The organism is Glutamicibacter sp., assembly GCF_035257265.1.
Taxonomy (GTDB): domain Bacteria; phylum Actinomycetota; class Actinomycetes; order Actinomycetales; family Micrococcaceae; genus Glutamicibacter.
The window spans coordinates 1-13,893 of record NZ_DATEXC010000018.1; the positions used below are offsets into that span (position 1 = coordinate 1).

A 13,893-nucleotide genomic window follows, 5' to 3' on the forward strand; every position below is an offset into this window, starting at 1 on the left:
CCTACGGTGATAAGCCTTACGGCAATCGTTCCGAGGGTGGCAAGTCCTACGGTGATAAGCCTTACGGCAATCGTTCCGAGGGTGGCAAGTCCTACGGTGATAAGCCGTATGGCAATCGTTCCGAGGGTGGCAAGTCCTACGGTGATAAGCCGTATGGCAACCGTTCCGAGGGCGGCAAGTCCTACGGAGGCAACCGCTCTGAGGGTGGCAAGTCCTACGGTGATAAGCCTTATGGCAACCGTTCCGAGGGCGGCAAGTCCTTTGGCAACAAGCAGGGCCATCGTTCCGGCCGACCAGGAGCAAGCCGTGACAAGTCCAGCTCCTCGGCATTTGGCAAGAACTCCGAGGCAGCCTTCGGTAAGGAACGTTTCGGTAACTCGGTGCAGTCAAACTACGCCCGACCAACCCAGCGTGCCCGGGCTCAGGCTCGCGTCGAAAACCAGGCAAACCGCACTGACAGCCAGGACGGCGTCCGTCTGCAGAAGGCCATGGCCAACGCCGGAGTCGCATCCCGCCGCGTCTGTGAAGAAATGATCACCGAAGGCCGCGTTGAGGTCAACGGCAAGCTCATCGTCGAACTCGGTGCCCGCGTGGATCCGACCAAGGATTCCATCCACGTCGACGGCATGCGTTTGCAGTTGAACCAGACAAACAAGTACTTCGTTTTCAACAAGCCAAAGCACGTGATGTGCACGATGGATGATCCTGAGGGTCGTCGTACCATCGCTGACTACTTCCGTCACGAGCACGCTCAGTTGCGCCTCTTCCATGTGGGCCGACTGGACTACAAGACCGAGGGTCTGCTGATCCTGACAAATGACGGGGAACTGGCTAACCGCCTGCAGCACCCGAAGTATGAGGTTCCAAAAACTTACCTGGTACAGGTTCCTGGCCCAATTTCGCGTGCCGCGAGCAATGCTCTGCGCGAAGGTGTGCGCCTGGAAGACGGCTGGATCAAGGTTGACGATCTGAAGGTCATCGACACCACGCCGAAGTCCGTGATGGTTGAGGTGACCCTGCACTCCGGTCGCAACCGCATCGTGCGTCGTATGTTCGATGCAGTCGGACACCCAGTAGAGCGCCTCGTGCGCGTGGGTATCGGCCCGATCCAGCTCGGCGATCAGAAGCAAGGCGTCATCCGACCTCTGGGTAACCAGGAAGTCGGACATTTGATGTCCATGGTGGGGATGTAACCTATGCCCACTTCTCACCTTGCCGGCCCAGTGCTGGTGATTGGCACCGGACTACTGGGCACCTCGGTGGGTCTGGGGCTGCGCGCTAAGGGCGTAGCGGTTTACCTGCAGGACATTTCGCCGACCGCACAAGCTGTCGCTCATGACATCGGCGCCGGTCAACCACTGGATTCCGAGGCGCGAATTGCCCCGGAACTGGTGGTCATCGGTGCTCCGCCTGATGTCACCGCGACACTGGTGGCCGAATCGTTGTTAAAGTACCCGAATTCGACGGTGGTCGACATCGCTAGCGTGAAGGGTTCAATCCTCGCCGCGGTGAATGCCGATGCGCGGTTGAGCGACGCGGATCGTGCCCGCTATGTGGGTACGCACCCGATGGCAGGACGTGAGAAATCAGGTCCCGCCGCCGCGCGTGGAGCGTTGTTTACCTCGATGCCGTGGGTGATCTGCGCGCACCAGTTGGCTTCCGCCGCGAGCGTGAAAACCGCCGAGGCGTTGGCCATCGATCTGGGGGCGACCCTGCACCGCATGGACGTCACCGCTCACGACGAATCGGTCGCGCTGACCAGCCATTTTCCACAGGCAGCCAGTTCGATGATCGCATCGCGATTGTTAAACGCTCAAGCCCACCAGTTGGGTTTGGCCGGCAACGGGCTGCGGGACATGACGCGCATCGCTGCCAGCGATGAAAAGTTGTGGATCCAGATTTTCTCACACAACGCGAAAGCGTTGATCCCGATTCTTTCGGGTATGAAGGAAGACCTGGACCGGCTGATCAATACGTTGAACAATCCAACGGGCCATGGCGCCTTACTGGATTTGTCGCAATTGATGAGCGAGGGCAACGCCGGGCAGGCTCGAATTCCGGGCAAGCACGGTGCCCCACCGCAGGCATTCGCACTGGTTACCGTCGTCGTTGATGACAAACCGGGGCAGATCGCGGCACTCTTGGCAGATATCGGCGAGGCAGGTATCAACCTCGAGGATATGCGCATGGAGCACTCCGCCGGACACCAGGTAGGACTGGTGGACGTGTCGGTATTGCCCGGACGGCGCGATGAATTGATCAACGTATTGACGAACAACGGATGGAAAGTAGCCCAGTGACGCACGCAGCTAACCTAGAGAACCTGGTCATCGCCATTGACGGACCCAGTGGTTCGGGCAAGTCCTCGGTTTCCAAGGCAGTGGCCCGCGCACTAGGCGCTGCCTACCTGGACACCGGAGCAATGTACCGGGCGATCACCTACTCGGTGCTCGACGCGGGAACTGACCTATCCGATGGCGCAGCCATAGCTACCGCGGTGCGCGAAGCAAAACTCGAAATCTCGGTGGATCCGGATCACGAACACGTGGTCATCGGCGATACCGTGGTGACCGAAGCGATTCGTGAACCTCGCATCTCAGAGCAGGTTTCGGCGGTGGCAACCAATTTGGAAGCCCGTGCCGAGCTGGTCCGTCGACAGCGTGAAATCATCGCAGCCAACGCGCGCATTGTCGCCGAGGGCCGCGATATCACCACTGTTGTTGCCCCCGAAGCACATGCTCGAATTCTGCTGACGGCTTCCGAAGAGGCGCGCCTGCGCCGCCGCGGAATCCAGCTTGGCGGAACTCAGGACGCCAGCGCGCTTGCATCCCAGGTGCTTGAACGCGATAAGAAAGATTCGACGGTTGTGAACTTTACCCAGGCCGCCGATGGAGTGATTACGGTTGACTCCTCGGATCTGGATTTTGAGCAGACCATCAACGCCGTGCTTGACGCAATCAACACGGCTGCGAAAAAGTAGTACTAACTAAGCCTTAACCGGCGCCCATCCTCGGCGAGAGCCGATGAAGATTCACGTTCCGCCCGCCACCTTGGGCAGGACCTATCGCCTTGAAGGGAATATCATGAGCGACCACAACAACTCCCACGATGGGGAATACACCCCCCTCGTAGACGACGATATCGCCGAGCGCCTAGCCGAACTGAGCGAGGAAGACGCGGAAATCCGCACTCGCGCACTGCTTTCCGGACTCGATGACTACGATCTGGACGCCGAAGACGCCGCGCTGCTCTCCGGTCTGGACGACGACTCCGAGGATGATGCAGACGTCATCATCCCGCCGGTTCTGGCCATCATCGGCCGCCCCAACGTAGGCAAATCGACGTTGGTCAACCGCATCCTTGGCCGCCGCGAAGCCGTAGTGGAAGACGTTCCGGGTGTCACCCGTGACCGCGTTTCCTACTCCGCCGAGTGGCTAGGCCGCCCGTTCACCGTGGTGGACACCGGTGGCTGGGAACATGACGCGAAGGGCATCCACGCCTCGGTCGCCGAGCAGGCTGAAATCGCCGCAGACGTAGCCGATGCAATCCTCTTCGTAGTCGACTCACATGTGGGCGCTACCGCGACCGACGAGGCCGTAGTGAAGATGCTGCGCAAAAAGCGCAAGCCAGTCTTCCTAGTCGCCAACAAGGTCGATGATTTTAATCAAGAAGCCGAAGCAGCCTCGCTGTGGGGTCTGGGCTTTGGCCAGCCTTGGCCAGTTTCCGCACTACACGGCCGCGGTACCGCGGACTTGTTGGACGCGGTCATGGAAAAGCTTCCCGCCCACTCGGCCTTCGGTGGAATGATTCCTTCCGGTGGTCCGCGCCGTATCGCGCTGATCGGCCGGCCAAACGTGGGTAAGAGCTCGCTGCTGAACAAGCTTGCAGGTTCCGAGCGCGTGGTTGTTGACGACTTTGCCGGCACCACCCGCGACCCAGTCGATGAGCTTCTAGAACTAGGTGGCGAGGTCTGGCGCTTCGTGGATACCGCAGGTATCCGCCGCCGGCAGCACATGGCTCAGGGCTCGGATTACTACGCATCGCTGCGAACCCAGACTGCCTTGGAAAAGGCCGAAGTTGCCGTAGTTCTGCTGGCCGCGAATGAGACCGTTTCCGAGCAGGACGTACGCATCATCCAGCTGACCATCGAAGCCGGCCGCGCGCTGGTACTCGTGTTCAATAAGTGGGATGAAGTCGACGAAGATCGCCGCTACGTCCTGGAACAGGAAATTGAGCGCGATCTGGCCCACATCGAGTGGGCGCCGCGTGTGAACATGTCGGCGTTGACCGGCTGGCACAAGGACAAGATTGTTGCCGCCCTGCATACCTCGCTGGATTCGTGGGATAAGCGCATTCCAACTGGCAAGCTCAACGCGTTCCTTGGCGAGCTCGTTGCGGCGCACCCTCACCCGGTACGCGGTGGTAAGCAGCCACGCATCCTGTTCGGCACCCAAGCATCTTCGCGTCCGCCGAAATTCGTGCTGTTCACCTCCGGATTCCTGGATCCAGGCTACCGCCGTTTCATCGCGCGACGCCTGCGTGAAACCTTCGGTTTTGAGGGAACTCCGATCGAGGTATCCATGCGTATTCGTGAGCGTCGTAGCCGCAATCGGTAACGGTTCGAATATTATGCCTCTCTTGAGGTAGGGTAATTAAGGAGCTTTTCGTAGACGGCACCCTCGCCGTAAGGCGCAGGGATAACGGCTGCGAGAGCATCGGGCTATGGCGCAGCTTGGTAGCGCGCCTGACTGGGGGTCAGGAGGCCGTGGGTTCAAATCCCGCTAGCCCGACCGGCTGAAAACCCCGACGAAAATTCGTTTTCGTCGGGGTTTTTTCGTGCTTAAAATCTTCCTTCGCGCGCCACACCCTTGGCAGGTCGAATGCCCGAGCGTAGTGTTTAGCGTATGGGAACACTGTTTTTATAAACTAGATCGTCACGTTGAGTCCTACTCCGTGGCGAAATCTGCGCTGCCGCACCGAACTTTCGTTCGCGTTCCAGAGTTCCCTTTTCGGCCCGTGGCCAACAATCTTTTGCTAACTACGCAGCCTTGCCGAGGTCACTAAGGAGTATCAGATGACCCGCGAACCTCTAGTTGTACCTCCGACTCCTTCTCAAAATCATGGCTCCGATGATTTTGTTTGTTCCCTGCACCAAGTCTGCGTCAGCTTTGCTGAACGAGATGTTTTGAAAGTGGTAGATCTACATCTTGGTGCCCAGCAAAGAATTGCGGTGTTAGGAGAGAACGGTGCAGGAAAATCGACTTTGCTGCGTGTGCTCGCTGGAACACTTTCACCGACTTCGGGCCATCGCCACATGCAAGTGCCTGGTGGTATCGCGATGGCCAGCCAAAACCCAATGTTTGCGCAGAAGGCTACGATCCAAGACGTCATCGACGGGTACCATCATAGATTTCGCGACCTGGAACGACTGATCGAGGCCATTGGCACGCGGCTGGAACGCGCAGAGGAAGAAGCCTCTGAACACCTACTAAATCAATTGTCGCAAGTGACTGAGCTATATGAGTCGCAGCAAGGTTATTTGGTGAACCAGAGGCTGATGGTCGCCTTAGAACAACTTGGCCTTGGCGCCCTCGATAGAGGAGACGAGGTGGCAACACTGTCGGGAGGTCAACGTTCCCGGCTTGCCTTAGCAGCTGTGCTTTGTGCAGAATCTCAGCTCCTCTTACTCGACGAACCAACTAACGACTTAGATGACACCGCCCTAGCGTGGTTGGAAGACAAACTACAAAATTATCGCGGTGCCATGGTGGTGGTTAGCCACGATAGAGTTTTCCTGCGAAAGTTCGCACAAGATATCTTGCAAATCGAACAGGGCATGCCTCGGCATTATCGCGATGGTTACGATGGTTTCCTGCGAGCGAAAAAGCTGGAACGGGAACAAACTATCGCAATGCATCAAACGTGGACTCAGGAATTGGAACGCGCACGTCGACTTGTCGTGAAAAATACCCATCGAGTTGCTGCGGTCCCACGTAAACAGGAAAAAGCGGGGTATGGGCATGGGGCCTTTCGACAGCGCAGTCGCACGCATGGATCGATGAGTCGGATTCGGCAAGCAAAGTCTCGGATTGATGAACTCACTGCGCAACCGGCAATCGTTCCACCACAGCAGCTGCACTTTGCACTTCCGAGATCCACTGCAGAATATGAAGAGCCACGGGAAAAATTGATCGCCCTAGAGGCCATCTCACGATGCAATTTTCCGAAGCTTAGCGTTGACAGCCTGACTATTCGGGCAGGGGAGCGGTGGTTGATTTCAGGAGCAAACGGCGCCGGGAAAACTAGTCTCCTAAAAGTCTTGGCTGGACAGTTATCGGTGGAAAGCGGAGGAGTGTTTCACGCGCCAGGACTGAGCGTGCGTTGGCTTCGACAGGATCTGCAAAGTCTACCGGGTGACAGCCTGATTGAGGCCTTTGCTTTGGCCGTCGACGCTTATCTGCCGGAGGCATGGTTGCAATTGGCGGCATCGGGACTATTCGAACCGCAGGACTTCACCCGCCATCCGCGAACCCTTTCGGTAGGACAGCAGCGGAGGCTGGAGCTGGCCGTAGCGATATCTAGCGAAGCAGAGATCCTGCTACTAGACGAACCGACTAACCATCTGTCGCCGGAACTAGTAGAACAGGTGGAAAATGCATTGACTACTTACCCTGGAACCGTCATCACGGTTACCCACGACCGGCGTTGGCAACAAAAACTCATGGAGCACTCCCATGCTCATAGGCTGACGGTAGACGCAGGAGCAGTGGTTATCCGGGCCTAGCCGGGGCGCCTGAACTTGATGTGCTGCAGTTCTCTGTTTTCCTCAGCAACGATGCGAGTTGCCGGTGGCGCAATTTAATTTCTATTTTTGGAGCTTGACTTCGGCAAAGTTGAGACGAAGCCAATGCGGGCTTGTGTCGACGTTCACAATAGACTTATAGTTAGTGTGCGATATGCGAATCTGACGTTCTATTATCGAACACAAGAGTTTTGAATCTAAGCGTTCACAGAGAAGTGAGGATGAAGCTGTGCAGTTTCACCACAATGGATATGTTTCCGCGGATCCACGGGTCCAACCAGCAGCAGGAACCGGACTTAACCGTCCCGAGGAAATGCCTGACGTGATGGATGTGCTGATCGTTGGCGCTGGTCCGGCCGGCATTATCACCGCTGCCCAGCTCTCACAATTTCCAGATGTCCACACTCGGATTCTCGATCGCCGCCCGGGCCGATTGGAGATTGGCCAGGCCGATGGCATCCAGTCACGCACTGTGGAGACTTTTCAAGCCTTCGGATTCGCCAAGCACATCACCAATGAGGCGTACATCATCAAGGAGACCACCTTTTGGAATCCTGATCCGGCGAACCCAGAAAATATCATCCGCACCGACCGCACGGCTGATGATCCGACCGGCGTCAGCGAATTCCCGCACTTGGTAGTTAACCAAGCGCGAGTTATTGATTACTTTGCCGAGTTCGCCGAAAACTCGCCGGCACGAATCACCCCAGACTACGGCTGGGACTTCAAAGAACTATCAGTCGAAAATGGTCAGGAATACCCTGTCAAGGTCACCCTAATTGGATGCGGCGAGGACAACGAGGGCGTCGAGCGCATCGTTCGCGCGAAATACGTCGTCGGTTCTGATGGCGCTCGAAGTAATGTGCGTCGCTCTATCGGTGCCAAGCTCTCTGGTGACAAGGCCAACCACGCTTGGGGTGTCATGGATACACTTGGGCTAACCGACTTCCCCGACGTGCGCACCAAATGTGCCATCCACTCTAATGCCGGCTCAATCCTGCTCATTCCACGCGAAGGCGGACAGCTTTTCCGACTCTACGTCGATCTAGGCGAAGTTCCTGAGGGAGACGGCGGTAAGGTCCGCGAGACTCCGCTGGAAGAAATCATCGAGCGTGCCAAGAAGATTCTGCACCCTTACACGCTGGAAGTGAAGGACGTCGCCTGGCACAGTGTCTACGAGGTCGGGCACCGGCTCACCGACCGATTCGACGACGTACCAGTCGAAGAGATCGGCTCCCGCGAACCACGGGTCTTCATCACCGGCGATGCTTGCCATACTCACTCGGCTAAGGCCGGGCAGGGTATGAACGTGTCCATGCAGGACGGCTTTAACCTCGCGTGGAAGATCGGTTACGTGCTCACCGGCCAGGGGCCAGAGAGCCTGCTGCGCACCTACTCGGCGGAACGTCAGGTCATTGCCAAGAATCTGATCGACTTTGATAAGCAGTGGTCATCGATGATGGCCGCAATGCCCGAAGAGCTTGAGGGCAAGGAAGGCGTCGCGGAGTTTTACGTACGCACCGCCGAATTCCCTGCAGGTTTCATGACCGAGTACGCCCCATCTGAGCTGACCGGTTCCAAGGAACACCAGGATTTGGCCAAGGGCTTCCCGATTGGCAAGCGCTTCAAGTCGGCCGAGGTCATGCGTCTAGGCGACAATAATCCAGTGCATTTGGGCCACCACCACCGTGCCGACGGACGCTACCGAATCTATGTCTTCGCGGATCAGTCGGTCGCAGGTGTTGATTCAAGGGTCAGCGAACTTTCGAAGTGGTTACTTGAATCGCCAGAGTCGCCGGTTGTTAAATACACTTCGGCTGAGGCTGACATCGACTCGCGTTTCGACGTAAAGGTCGTTTACCAGCAGGACTACACCACCTTCAACCACAACGATGCACCAAAGGTGTTCCGCCCAAACCATGGGACGTTTGGGCTGATGGATTACGAAAAGGTCTATTCCGTACTCGAAGGAAACGATATCTACGAACAGCGTGAGATCTCGCGGGACGGCGCAATCGTAATTGTGCGTCCGGATCAGTATGTAGCTAATGTTCTGCCATTAGATGCTCGCGCCGATCTGGCAGCGTTCTTTGACGGGGTATTGCTCTCGCAGCGCTAGTCTCGAAGTAAAGTTTAAAGTAGTCTCGTACGTTATTCAATTGCCCTGTCACACACTCTTGTGGCAGGGCAATCGTTTTAGCCTGCGGAATATCAGAGGCCATTTCGTAGTTCTACTTGAATAGGAAGTTGCCCTAGAGGAGGACCTATGGAATTCAAGTTCGATCTTCAACAAGTCTCAGAATCCGAGATGGCCTGCGTTGACGGCGTCTGTTTTGTTCCGCCAACGAAAGCAACGGATGAAGCTACTGAACCAGCTGTTCACGCAGAAAGTCTCGAAGCACCATTGCATGGTTGATTTCCTCATTTTTGGCTGCATAGACGAAGGTGACAACCGGTTGCGCCTCGATAAGTTCTAAGAACTCGTCGACAGCAGGATTCTGGTTGAGCTCTTGGCGATAATGCTCTGCAAATTCCGAGAACCTGTCTGCATCGTGATGCCACGCCTTACGCAGTTCGCTAGAAGGCGCGATGCCTTTTGCCCACCGATTCAACTCGAGTACTTCTTTAGTCTGTCCCCTTGGCCACAACCGATCAACCAGGATCCTGTAGCCGTCAGACTCTTCAGCAGCTACGTAGGCACGTTTGAGTCGTATTTCAGTCATTGTCTTTCCTAATCCTTAGCCTTCATCATGAATTGTGGAGTCTAGTGGTACCTTCTGTTGTGCCTCTAGATCTCTGATGCGTGCGCCTCGTCGGCGGAAGACGAGCCAGCTAATGACGAGGATCAATGAGATGGCAGCGGCGCTTATCGCACCAACGAGGCTGGCCCCGCCGAACCATGTTGCCCCGGTATTCAAAATGGCCTGTGCCTTCTGTGCCGCATCCGAGGAGTTCCAGAAGATCCCAAGTGTTAGCCAATTAGGTAAAGCAAGAACAATCGCGAATATAGCGATTACCGCGCGCCCCCGCCAGCTCAACTTGCGGTAACGCACCTGCCAAAGTACCAACATAGGAATTAACGCAAAAACGAAACCGATGGAGAAACCGGAAACCCAGCCTGCCGTGGCGGAACCTGCATTATGGCTGGAAATTTTAGTCGCCCACCAAACAGGCATAAAAATCGTAGCGATCGCGTAAATTCCTAACAGGATGAGTAGCGCAATTACACCTAGGAACAATCGAATTTTCCAGTTTGAGCTCGGTTTAAGAGCCGGGGCTTCATCGCTTGTTAGGCCACTGGTAGCTCGCGTTTTCTCTTCCATGCAGGAATCATTGCACGTTTGAGCATGCCGAGCGTCAAAAATTTGTAATATCGTGTTATCTCTTGGGGGCTGAGTAGGCTAATCTGGAGATAGTCTGGTGTAAACCAATGATCACCCGTTTACCTAAAGGTCGACAAGCGCAAGCTTGAGAGCAAATTTTCTTGGAGGACCCCAAATGTCTGAACATGGGCCGGTTGACCCGCATATCGAGTCTGCCTCCGAAACGACCAATATCTTCTTGCCGGCGGCTCACAAGTCTGCGGAGCCTTCGGTAATCTATCCGTTGTCAGATGATGAACGTACTGCGGTCTCAGCCCTTCCTGCAGGATCCGCCTTGTTGATTGCCCATACCGGGCCAAACAAAGGTGCGCGCTTCTTGCTGGATACGGATTCGAATATCGCTGGTCGGCACCCGGATGCCGATATTTTCCTAGATGACGTGACTGTTTCCCGTCGTCATGCAAAATTTGAGCGCGTCGGCCAAGGGTTTACGCTCAGCGACATTGGGTCGCTTAATGGAACCTACATCAACGGTGATCGTATCGACTCGGTGACTTTAGCTAATGCGGTACAGGTGCAGATCGGTAAATTCCGACTCAATTTCTACCAGAGCGTGCCAAACGTTTAAGCTAGGTACTGAACTAGTTTCCTGGTGGCCTGCGGTTCGGGCTAACTTTCAACCTAACAATTTGAGGAGCCTCTCCTTTGCCACTCTTTGATGCAGCCCGTAGCCCACGACTCGAGGCAGTTCGCCACGAGAACGTGAGAGTGGCAGCACTGAATATTGGCGAAGTGCTCTCAGAGCTCAAAGACGAGTTTCCTCGAGTCACTGCCTCCAAGATTCGTTTCTTAGAGGACAAAGGTTTGATTATTCCGCAACGGACATCCGCGGGATACCGTAAGTACACAGCTTCAGATGTCAGTCGACTGCGCTTTATCCTCTCGGTTCAGCGGGATCAATACCTGCCTTTGAAGGTCATCAAGGATCACCTTGACGCGATCGATCGCGGGGAAGCTCCTGCAGCGCTTCCAGGAGGTGCTCCGGCAGCACCACAGGCAGTCAACAGTGAGATGGCTGAAGCGGTCGATCGGCATTCCCGACCGGTTTCCCTATCTGAATTGTGCGGGCTGACCTCTGCCAGCGAGGAACTAGTTAACGAACTAGTTAACTTTGGCTTGATAGAGTCGGAATCGGGTCGGTTCGATTCGCATAGCGTAAGAGTTACGAAGTCTGCCGTCGAGCTCTCAAATCACGGAATTGAACCACGTCACCTGCGCCAGTTCCGCACGGCTGCCGAGCGCGAATTCTCGCTCATCGAGTCAATCATTGGCGCGGACTTGAAAAAGCCTGAAGTTTCGGCGCGTGCTAGAGCCGCTGAAGAAGCCCAAGAAATATCTCGTCAGTGCCTGGAACTCCACGAGGCGCTGGTACAGCGTGCGATTTCGCAACTTGATCGCTAGGCTGAGCTTAGCAACGAGTTCGCAACACTAGGGGGAGTCCATGCTTGAACTAGAGTTTGCCGGGATTCGAATCCAGCTTCCTTCGAACCAGCCACTTCTGCTCTTAAAGCGTCATGAACAAAATCTCTATCTTCCGCTGTGGATCGGGGCACCCGAAGCCTCTGCGATAGCCATGTCTGAGCAGGGTCTAATGCCGCCTAGGCCGATGACGCATGATTTACTGATCAACCTACTGGAAGCGCTCGAAGTGAGCCTACAACGAGTTGAAATCGTCTCGGTGCAAAACGCGATCTTCACCGCGGAACTTGTACTCTCAAATGGCAAACGTGTGGATTCTAGATCATCGGATGCCATTGCTTTAGCGGTCCGCGCTCAGTGCCCGATTCTTTGTACCGAAGAGGTCATGGAATCTGCGGGGGTAGCTATTGAAATTGAATCCGAAGATGAAGAGCTTCCGGAAGATCAAATGCGGGAGTTCAGGGAGTTTCTGGACAATATTGATCCGGACGATTTCTCCGCCTAACCCAGCCTGCAACCCTTAAAAGCGACACGCCTTAAAGTTAAGCTTGAAGGTCTTTGACCAAAGGCACTTATAGCCGTACCGTCGAAGCATAGGGAAAATTCCTGTTGACCGATCCATGGTTCGCCATCACTCGCACCTATCAGTCGCTTGGAAATCTCTCATCTCTCAATGGATTTTGCTTACACACTAGGAGTATTTGGATGGACTCTAGCCAGACCGGTCCTCGTCTTGGGACCATCGGTGGCGTTCAGCGATCCAATACTCAGGGCTTGCTTTTCACTGATGATCTACCTGAACTTGATGAACATGCCGGATACCGTGGACCGGTAGTGTGCAAGGCGGCTGGGATTACCTATCGTCAGCTTGATTACTGGGCCCGAACAGGTCTGGTTGAACCGGCAGTGCGCGGAGCCAAAGGCTCCGGCACGCAGCGGCTCTACTCCTTCCGAGATATTCTGGTCCTGAAAGTGGTCAAACGCCTTTTAGACACCGGGGTTTCTCTACAGCAGATTCGGACCGCAGTCAGCCATCTTCGTGAACGTGGAGTTGAAGATCTAGCGCAAATTACTTTGATGAGTGACGGTGCATCGGTCTACGAATGCACGAGTGCCGACGAGGTAATTGATCTAGTTCAGGCAGGACAAGGGGTCTTCGGCATTGCCGTGGGTCGAGTATGGCGTGAAGTCGAAGGATCACTTGCGGCGCTTCCTTCCGAAAGTACCAGTGACCAATTAGCTACAGATGAGCTCTCTGCTCGCCGTGCCGCGAAGGCCGCTCGAAACGTCGGCTAAATACTTTATTAGAAACAAAAGCCTCGGCTCTAACCAACTTTTTCAAGTGGTTAGAGCCGAAGCTTTTTACGTATGGGTGGTGACTTTAGCTGTTTGGTGTGGGCGCAGCTGACATGAGTTCCTTGAGTAATGCATCGAACTGGCCAAGCATAGGAGCAGTGGCCTTACTTGGCCACTGATGCACCGAGTAAGCGGCGCCCTGGATCTGCTGCCACTCAGGGTGTTCAGGAATTTCTGGTTTAACCATGGAATCACCGAACATCTGACGCATTTCGTTGAGACGGAATGTATGCTCTGCGGAGTCTTTACGCACTCGGTTCGCGACAACGCGGACGGGGCCTAGTGACGGAGCGAATTCGCGGCGGAAGAGTTCCAAGGCACGCTGGGTGCGCTCGGTTCCTGCAACAGAGAATAAGCTTGGCTCGGCAACGAGCAATAGCTGATCCGACGCACTCCATGCCATGCGGGTCAGACCGTTAAGCGAAGGCGGGCAGTCGATAAGAACAAGCTGGTAACCGCTAGTACGACTCAATAACTGGGACAGGCGGCGTAAATCACGAGTACGTAAATCCGGACGGTCATAAATTCCGGTAAAGGCGTCGCCGACGGCAACGTCTAGTACTGGAATACGTGTACGCGATTTCTTTTCAGCCGCCTTGGACTGCCATGCGCTTGCTGCGACGTTGTCTTGAAGGCGTGCGCGGCGAACGTTCTTGAGCATTTGCCCAATCGGCTGCTTGCCGTTCACTCGTACTCCCAAGCCAGTGCTCGCGTCCGCGTGCGGATCTAAGTCGATCACGAGCGTCGGAATTCCGGCTGCGAGTGCTGCTGAGGCCAATCCGAGTGTTACGGAGGTTTTTCCTACGCCACCCTTGAGGCTGCTGATGCTCACTACATGCACGGACCAGACCACGCCTTTCACTGCTCGCTGATTATGTGTCCCACCGAATATTTAGTCTCCCTTTATCATAGTGTGCCGAGCCGTAATTCCCC

Annotated in this window: 13 protein-coding genes and 1 tRNA gene; 11 read left to right on the forward strand and 3 right to left on the reverse strand. The window is 55.4% G+C overall.

Annotated features, from left to right (window positions below):
* The 7 genes from VJ369_RS02890 to VJ369_RS02920 form a co-directional block, all read left to right on the forward strand.
* Positions 1–1,193, forward strand: a 1,193-nt coding sequence (locus VJ369_RS02890) for a pseudouridine synthase (protein WP_324090644.1), incomplete at its 5' end; no start/stop codon positions are given.
* 3 nt (positions 1,194–1,196) lie between these two features.
* Positions 1,197–2,300 carry a prephenate dehydrogenase gene (locus VJ369_RS02895; protein WP_324090645.1) on the forward strand — a complete coding sequence of 368 codons (1,104 nt, stop codon included), beginning with the start codon at positions 1,197–1,199 and terminating at the stop codon, positions 2,298–2,300.
* On the forward strand, positions 2,282–2,980 hold the full coding sequence (gene cmk / locus VJ369_RS02900; RefSeq protein WP_324090646.1) for a (d)CMP kinase: 699 nt from the start codon (positions 2,282–2,284) through the stop codon (positions 2,978–2,980). Before VJ369_RS02895 ends, cmk begins: the two co-directional genes overlap by 19 nt.
* 103 nt (positions 2,981–3,083) lie before the next feature.
* Positions 3,084–4,616: a ribosome biogenesis GTPase Der gene (gene der, locus VJ369_RS02905; RefSeq protein ID WP_324090647.1), complete on the forward strand. Its 1,533-nt coding sequence runs from the start codon at positions 3,084–3,086 to the stop codon at positions 4,614–4,616.
* A 100-nt stretch (positions 4,617–4,716) separates the two neighbouring features.
* A tRNA-Pro gene (locus tag VJ369_RS02910) sits at positions 4,717–4,790 on the forward strand.
* A 284-nt stretch (positions 4,791–5,074) separates the two neighbouring features.
* Positions 5,075–6,784: an ABC-F family ATP-binding cassette domain-containing protein gene (locus tag VJ369_RS02915; RefSeq protein ID WP_324090648.1), complete on the forward strand. Its 1,710-nt coding sequence runs from the start codon at positions 5,075–5,077 to the stop codon at positions 6,782–6,784.
* A gap of 247 nt (positions 6,785–7,031) precedes the next feature.
* A complete protein-coding gene (locus VJ369_RS02920; RefSeq protein WP_324090649.1) occupies positions 7,032–8,921 on the forward strand; it encodes an FAD-binding monooxygenase in 1,890 nt (629 codons plus the stop codon).
* 244 nt (positions 8,922–9,165) lie between these two features.
* Here the strand turns inward: VJ369_RS02920 and VJ369_RS02925 are convergent, their stop codons facing one another.
* Positions 9,166–9,525, reverse strand: coding sequence for a DUF488 domain-containing protein (locus tag VJ369_RS02925; RefSeq protein ID WP_324090650.1), 360 nt, complete (start codon positions 9,523–9,525; stop codon positions 9,166–9,168).
* A gap of 15 nt (positions 9,526–9,540) precedes the next feature.
* Positions 9,541–10,125, reverse strand: a complete 585-nt coding sequence (locus VJ369_RS02930) for a hypothetical protein (RefSeq protein ID WP_324090651.1) — start codon at positions 10,123–10,125, stop codon at positions 9,541–9,543.
* A 175-nt stretch (positions 10,126–10,300) separates the two neighbouring features.
* On the opposite strand from VJ369_RS02930, the gene VJ369_RS02935 reads away from it, so the two are divergent.
* From VJ369_RS02935 to VJ369_RS02950, 4 genes are all read left to right on the forward strand, one after another.
* On the forward strand, positions 10,301–10,753 hold the full coding sequence (locus VJ369_RS02935; protein ID WP_105678854.1) for an FHA domain-containing protein: 453 nt from the start codon (positions 10,301–10,303) through the stop codon (positions 10,751–10,753).
* A 77-nt stretch (positions 10,754–10,830) separates the two neighbouring features.
* Positions 10,831–11,586 (forward strand): MerR family transcriptional regulator, encoded by a 756-nt coding sequence (locus VJ369_RS02940; protein WP_324090652.1) that lies wholly within the window; start codon positions 10,831–10,833, stop codon positions 11,584–11,586.
* 40 nt (positions 11,587–11,626) lie between these two features.
* Complete coding sequence (locus VJ369_RS02945) at positions 11,627–12,109, forward strand: bifunctional nuclease family protein (protein WP_324090653.1); 483 nt, start codon at positions 11,627–11,629, stop codon at positions 12,107–12,109.
* Between the two features lie 200 nt (positions 12,110–12,309).
* Positions 12,310–12,900: a MerR family transcriptional regulator gene (locus VJ369_RS02950; protein ID WP_324090654.1), complete on the forward strand. Its 591-nt coding sequence runs from the start codon at positions 12,310–12,312 to the stop codon at positions 12,898–12,900.
* A gap of 85 nt (positions 12,901–12,985) precedes the next feature.
* Here the strand turns inward: VJ369_RS02950 and VJ369_RS02955 are convergent, their stop codons facing one another.
* Positions 12,986–13,801 carry a ParA family protein gene (locus VJ369_RS02955; protein WP_096256455.1) on the reverse strand — a complete coding sequence of 272 codons (816 nt, stop codon included), beginning with the start codon at positions 13,799–13,801 and terminating at the stop codon, positions 12,986–12,988.
* Between the last annotated feature and the right edge of the window lie 92 nt (positions 13,802–13,893).

What these genes read in the sequence shown, in the direction of transcription:
- VJ369_RS02895 (WP_324090645.1), top strand. Translation starts at nt 1,197, where the DNA reads ATGCCCACTTCTCACCTTGCCGGCCCAGTGCTGGTGATTGGCACCGGA.
- cmk (WP_324090646.1), top strand. Translation starts at nt 2,282, where the DNA reads ATGGAAAGTAGCCCAGTGACGCACGCAGCTAACCTAGAGAACCTGGTC.
- der (WP_324090647.1), top strand. Translation starts at nt 3,084, where the DNA reads ATGAGCGACCACAACAACTCCCACGATGGGGAATACACCCCCCTCGTA.
- VJ369_RS02915 (WP_324090648.1), top strand. Translation starts at nt 5,075, where the DNA reads ATGACCCGCGAACCTCTAGTTGTACCTCCGACTCCTTCTCAAAATCAT.
- VJ369_RS02925 (WP_324090650.1), bottom strand. Translation starts at nt 9,525, where the DNA reads ATGACTGAAATACGACTCAAACGTGCCTACGTAGCTGCTGAAGAGTCT.
- VJ369_RS02930 (WP_324090651.1), bottom strand. Translation starts at nt 10,125, where the DNA reads ATGGAAGAGAAAACGCGAGCTACCAGTGGCCTAACAAGCGATGAAGCC.
- VJ369_RS02935 (WP_105678854.1), top strand. Translation starts at nt 10,301, where the DNA reads ATGTCTGAACATGGGCCGGTTGACCCGCATATCGAGTCTGCCTCCGAA.
- VJ369_RS02945 (WP_324090653.1), top strand. Translation starts at nt 11,627, where the DNA reads ATGCTTGAACTAGAGTTTGCCGGGATTCGAATCCAGCTTCCTTCGAAC.
- VJ369_RS02950 (WP_324090654.1), top strand. Translation starts at nt 12,310, where the DNA reads ATGGACTCTAGCCAGACCGGTCCTCGTCTTGGGACCATCGGTGGCGTT.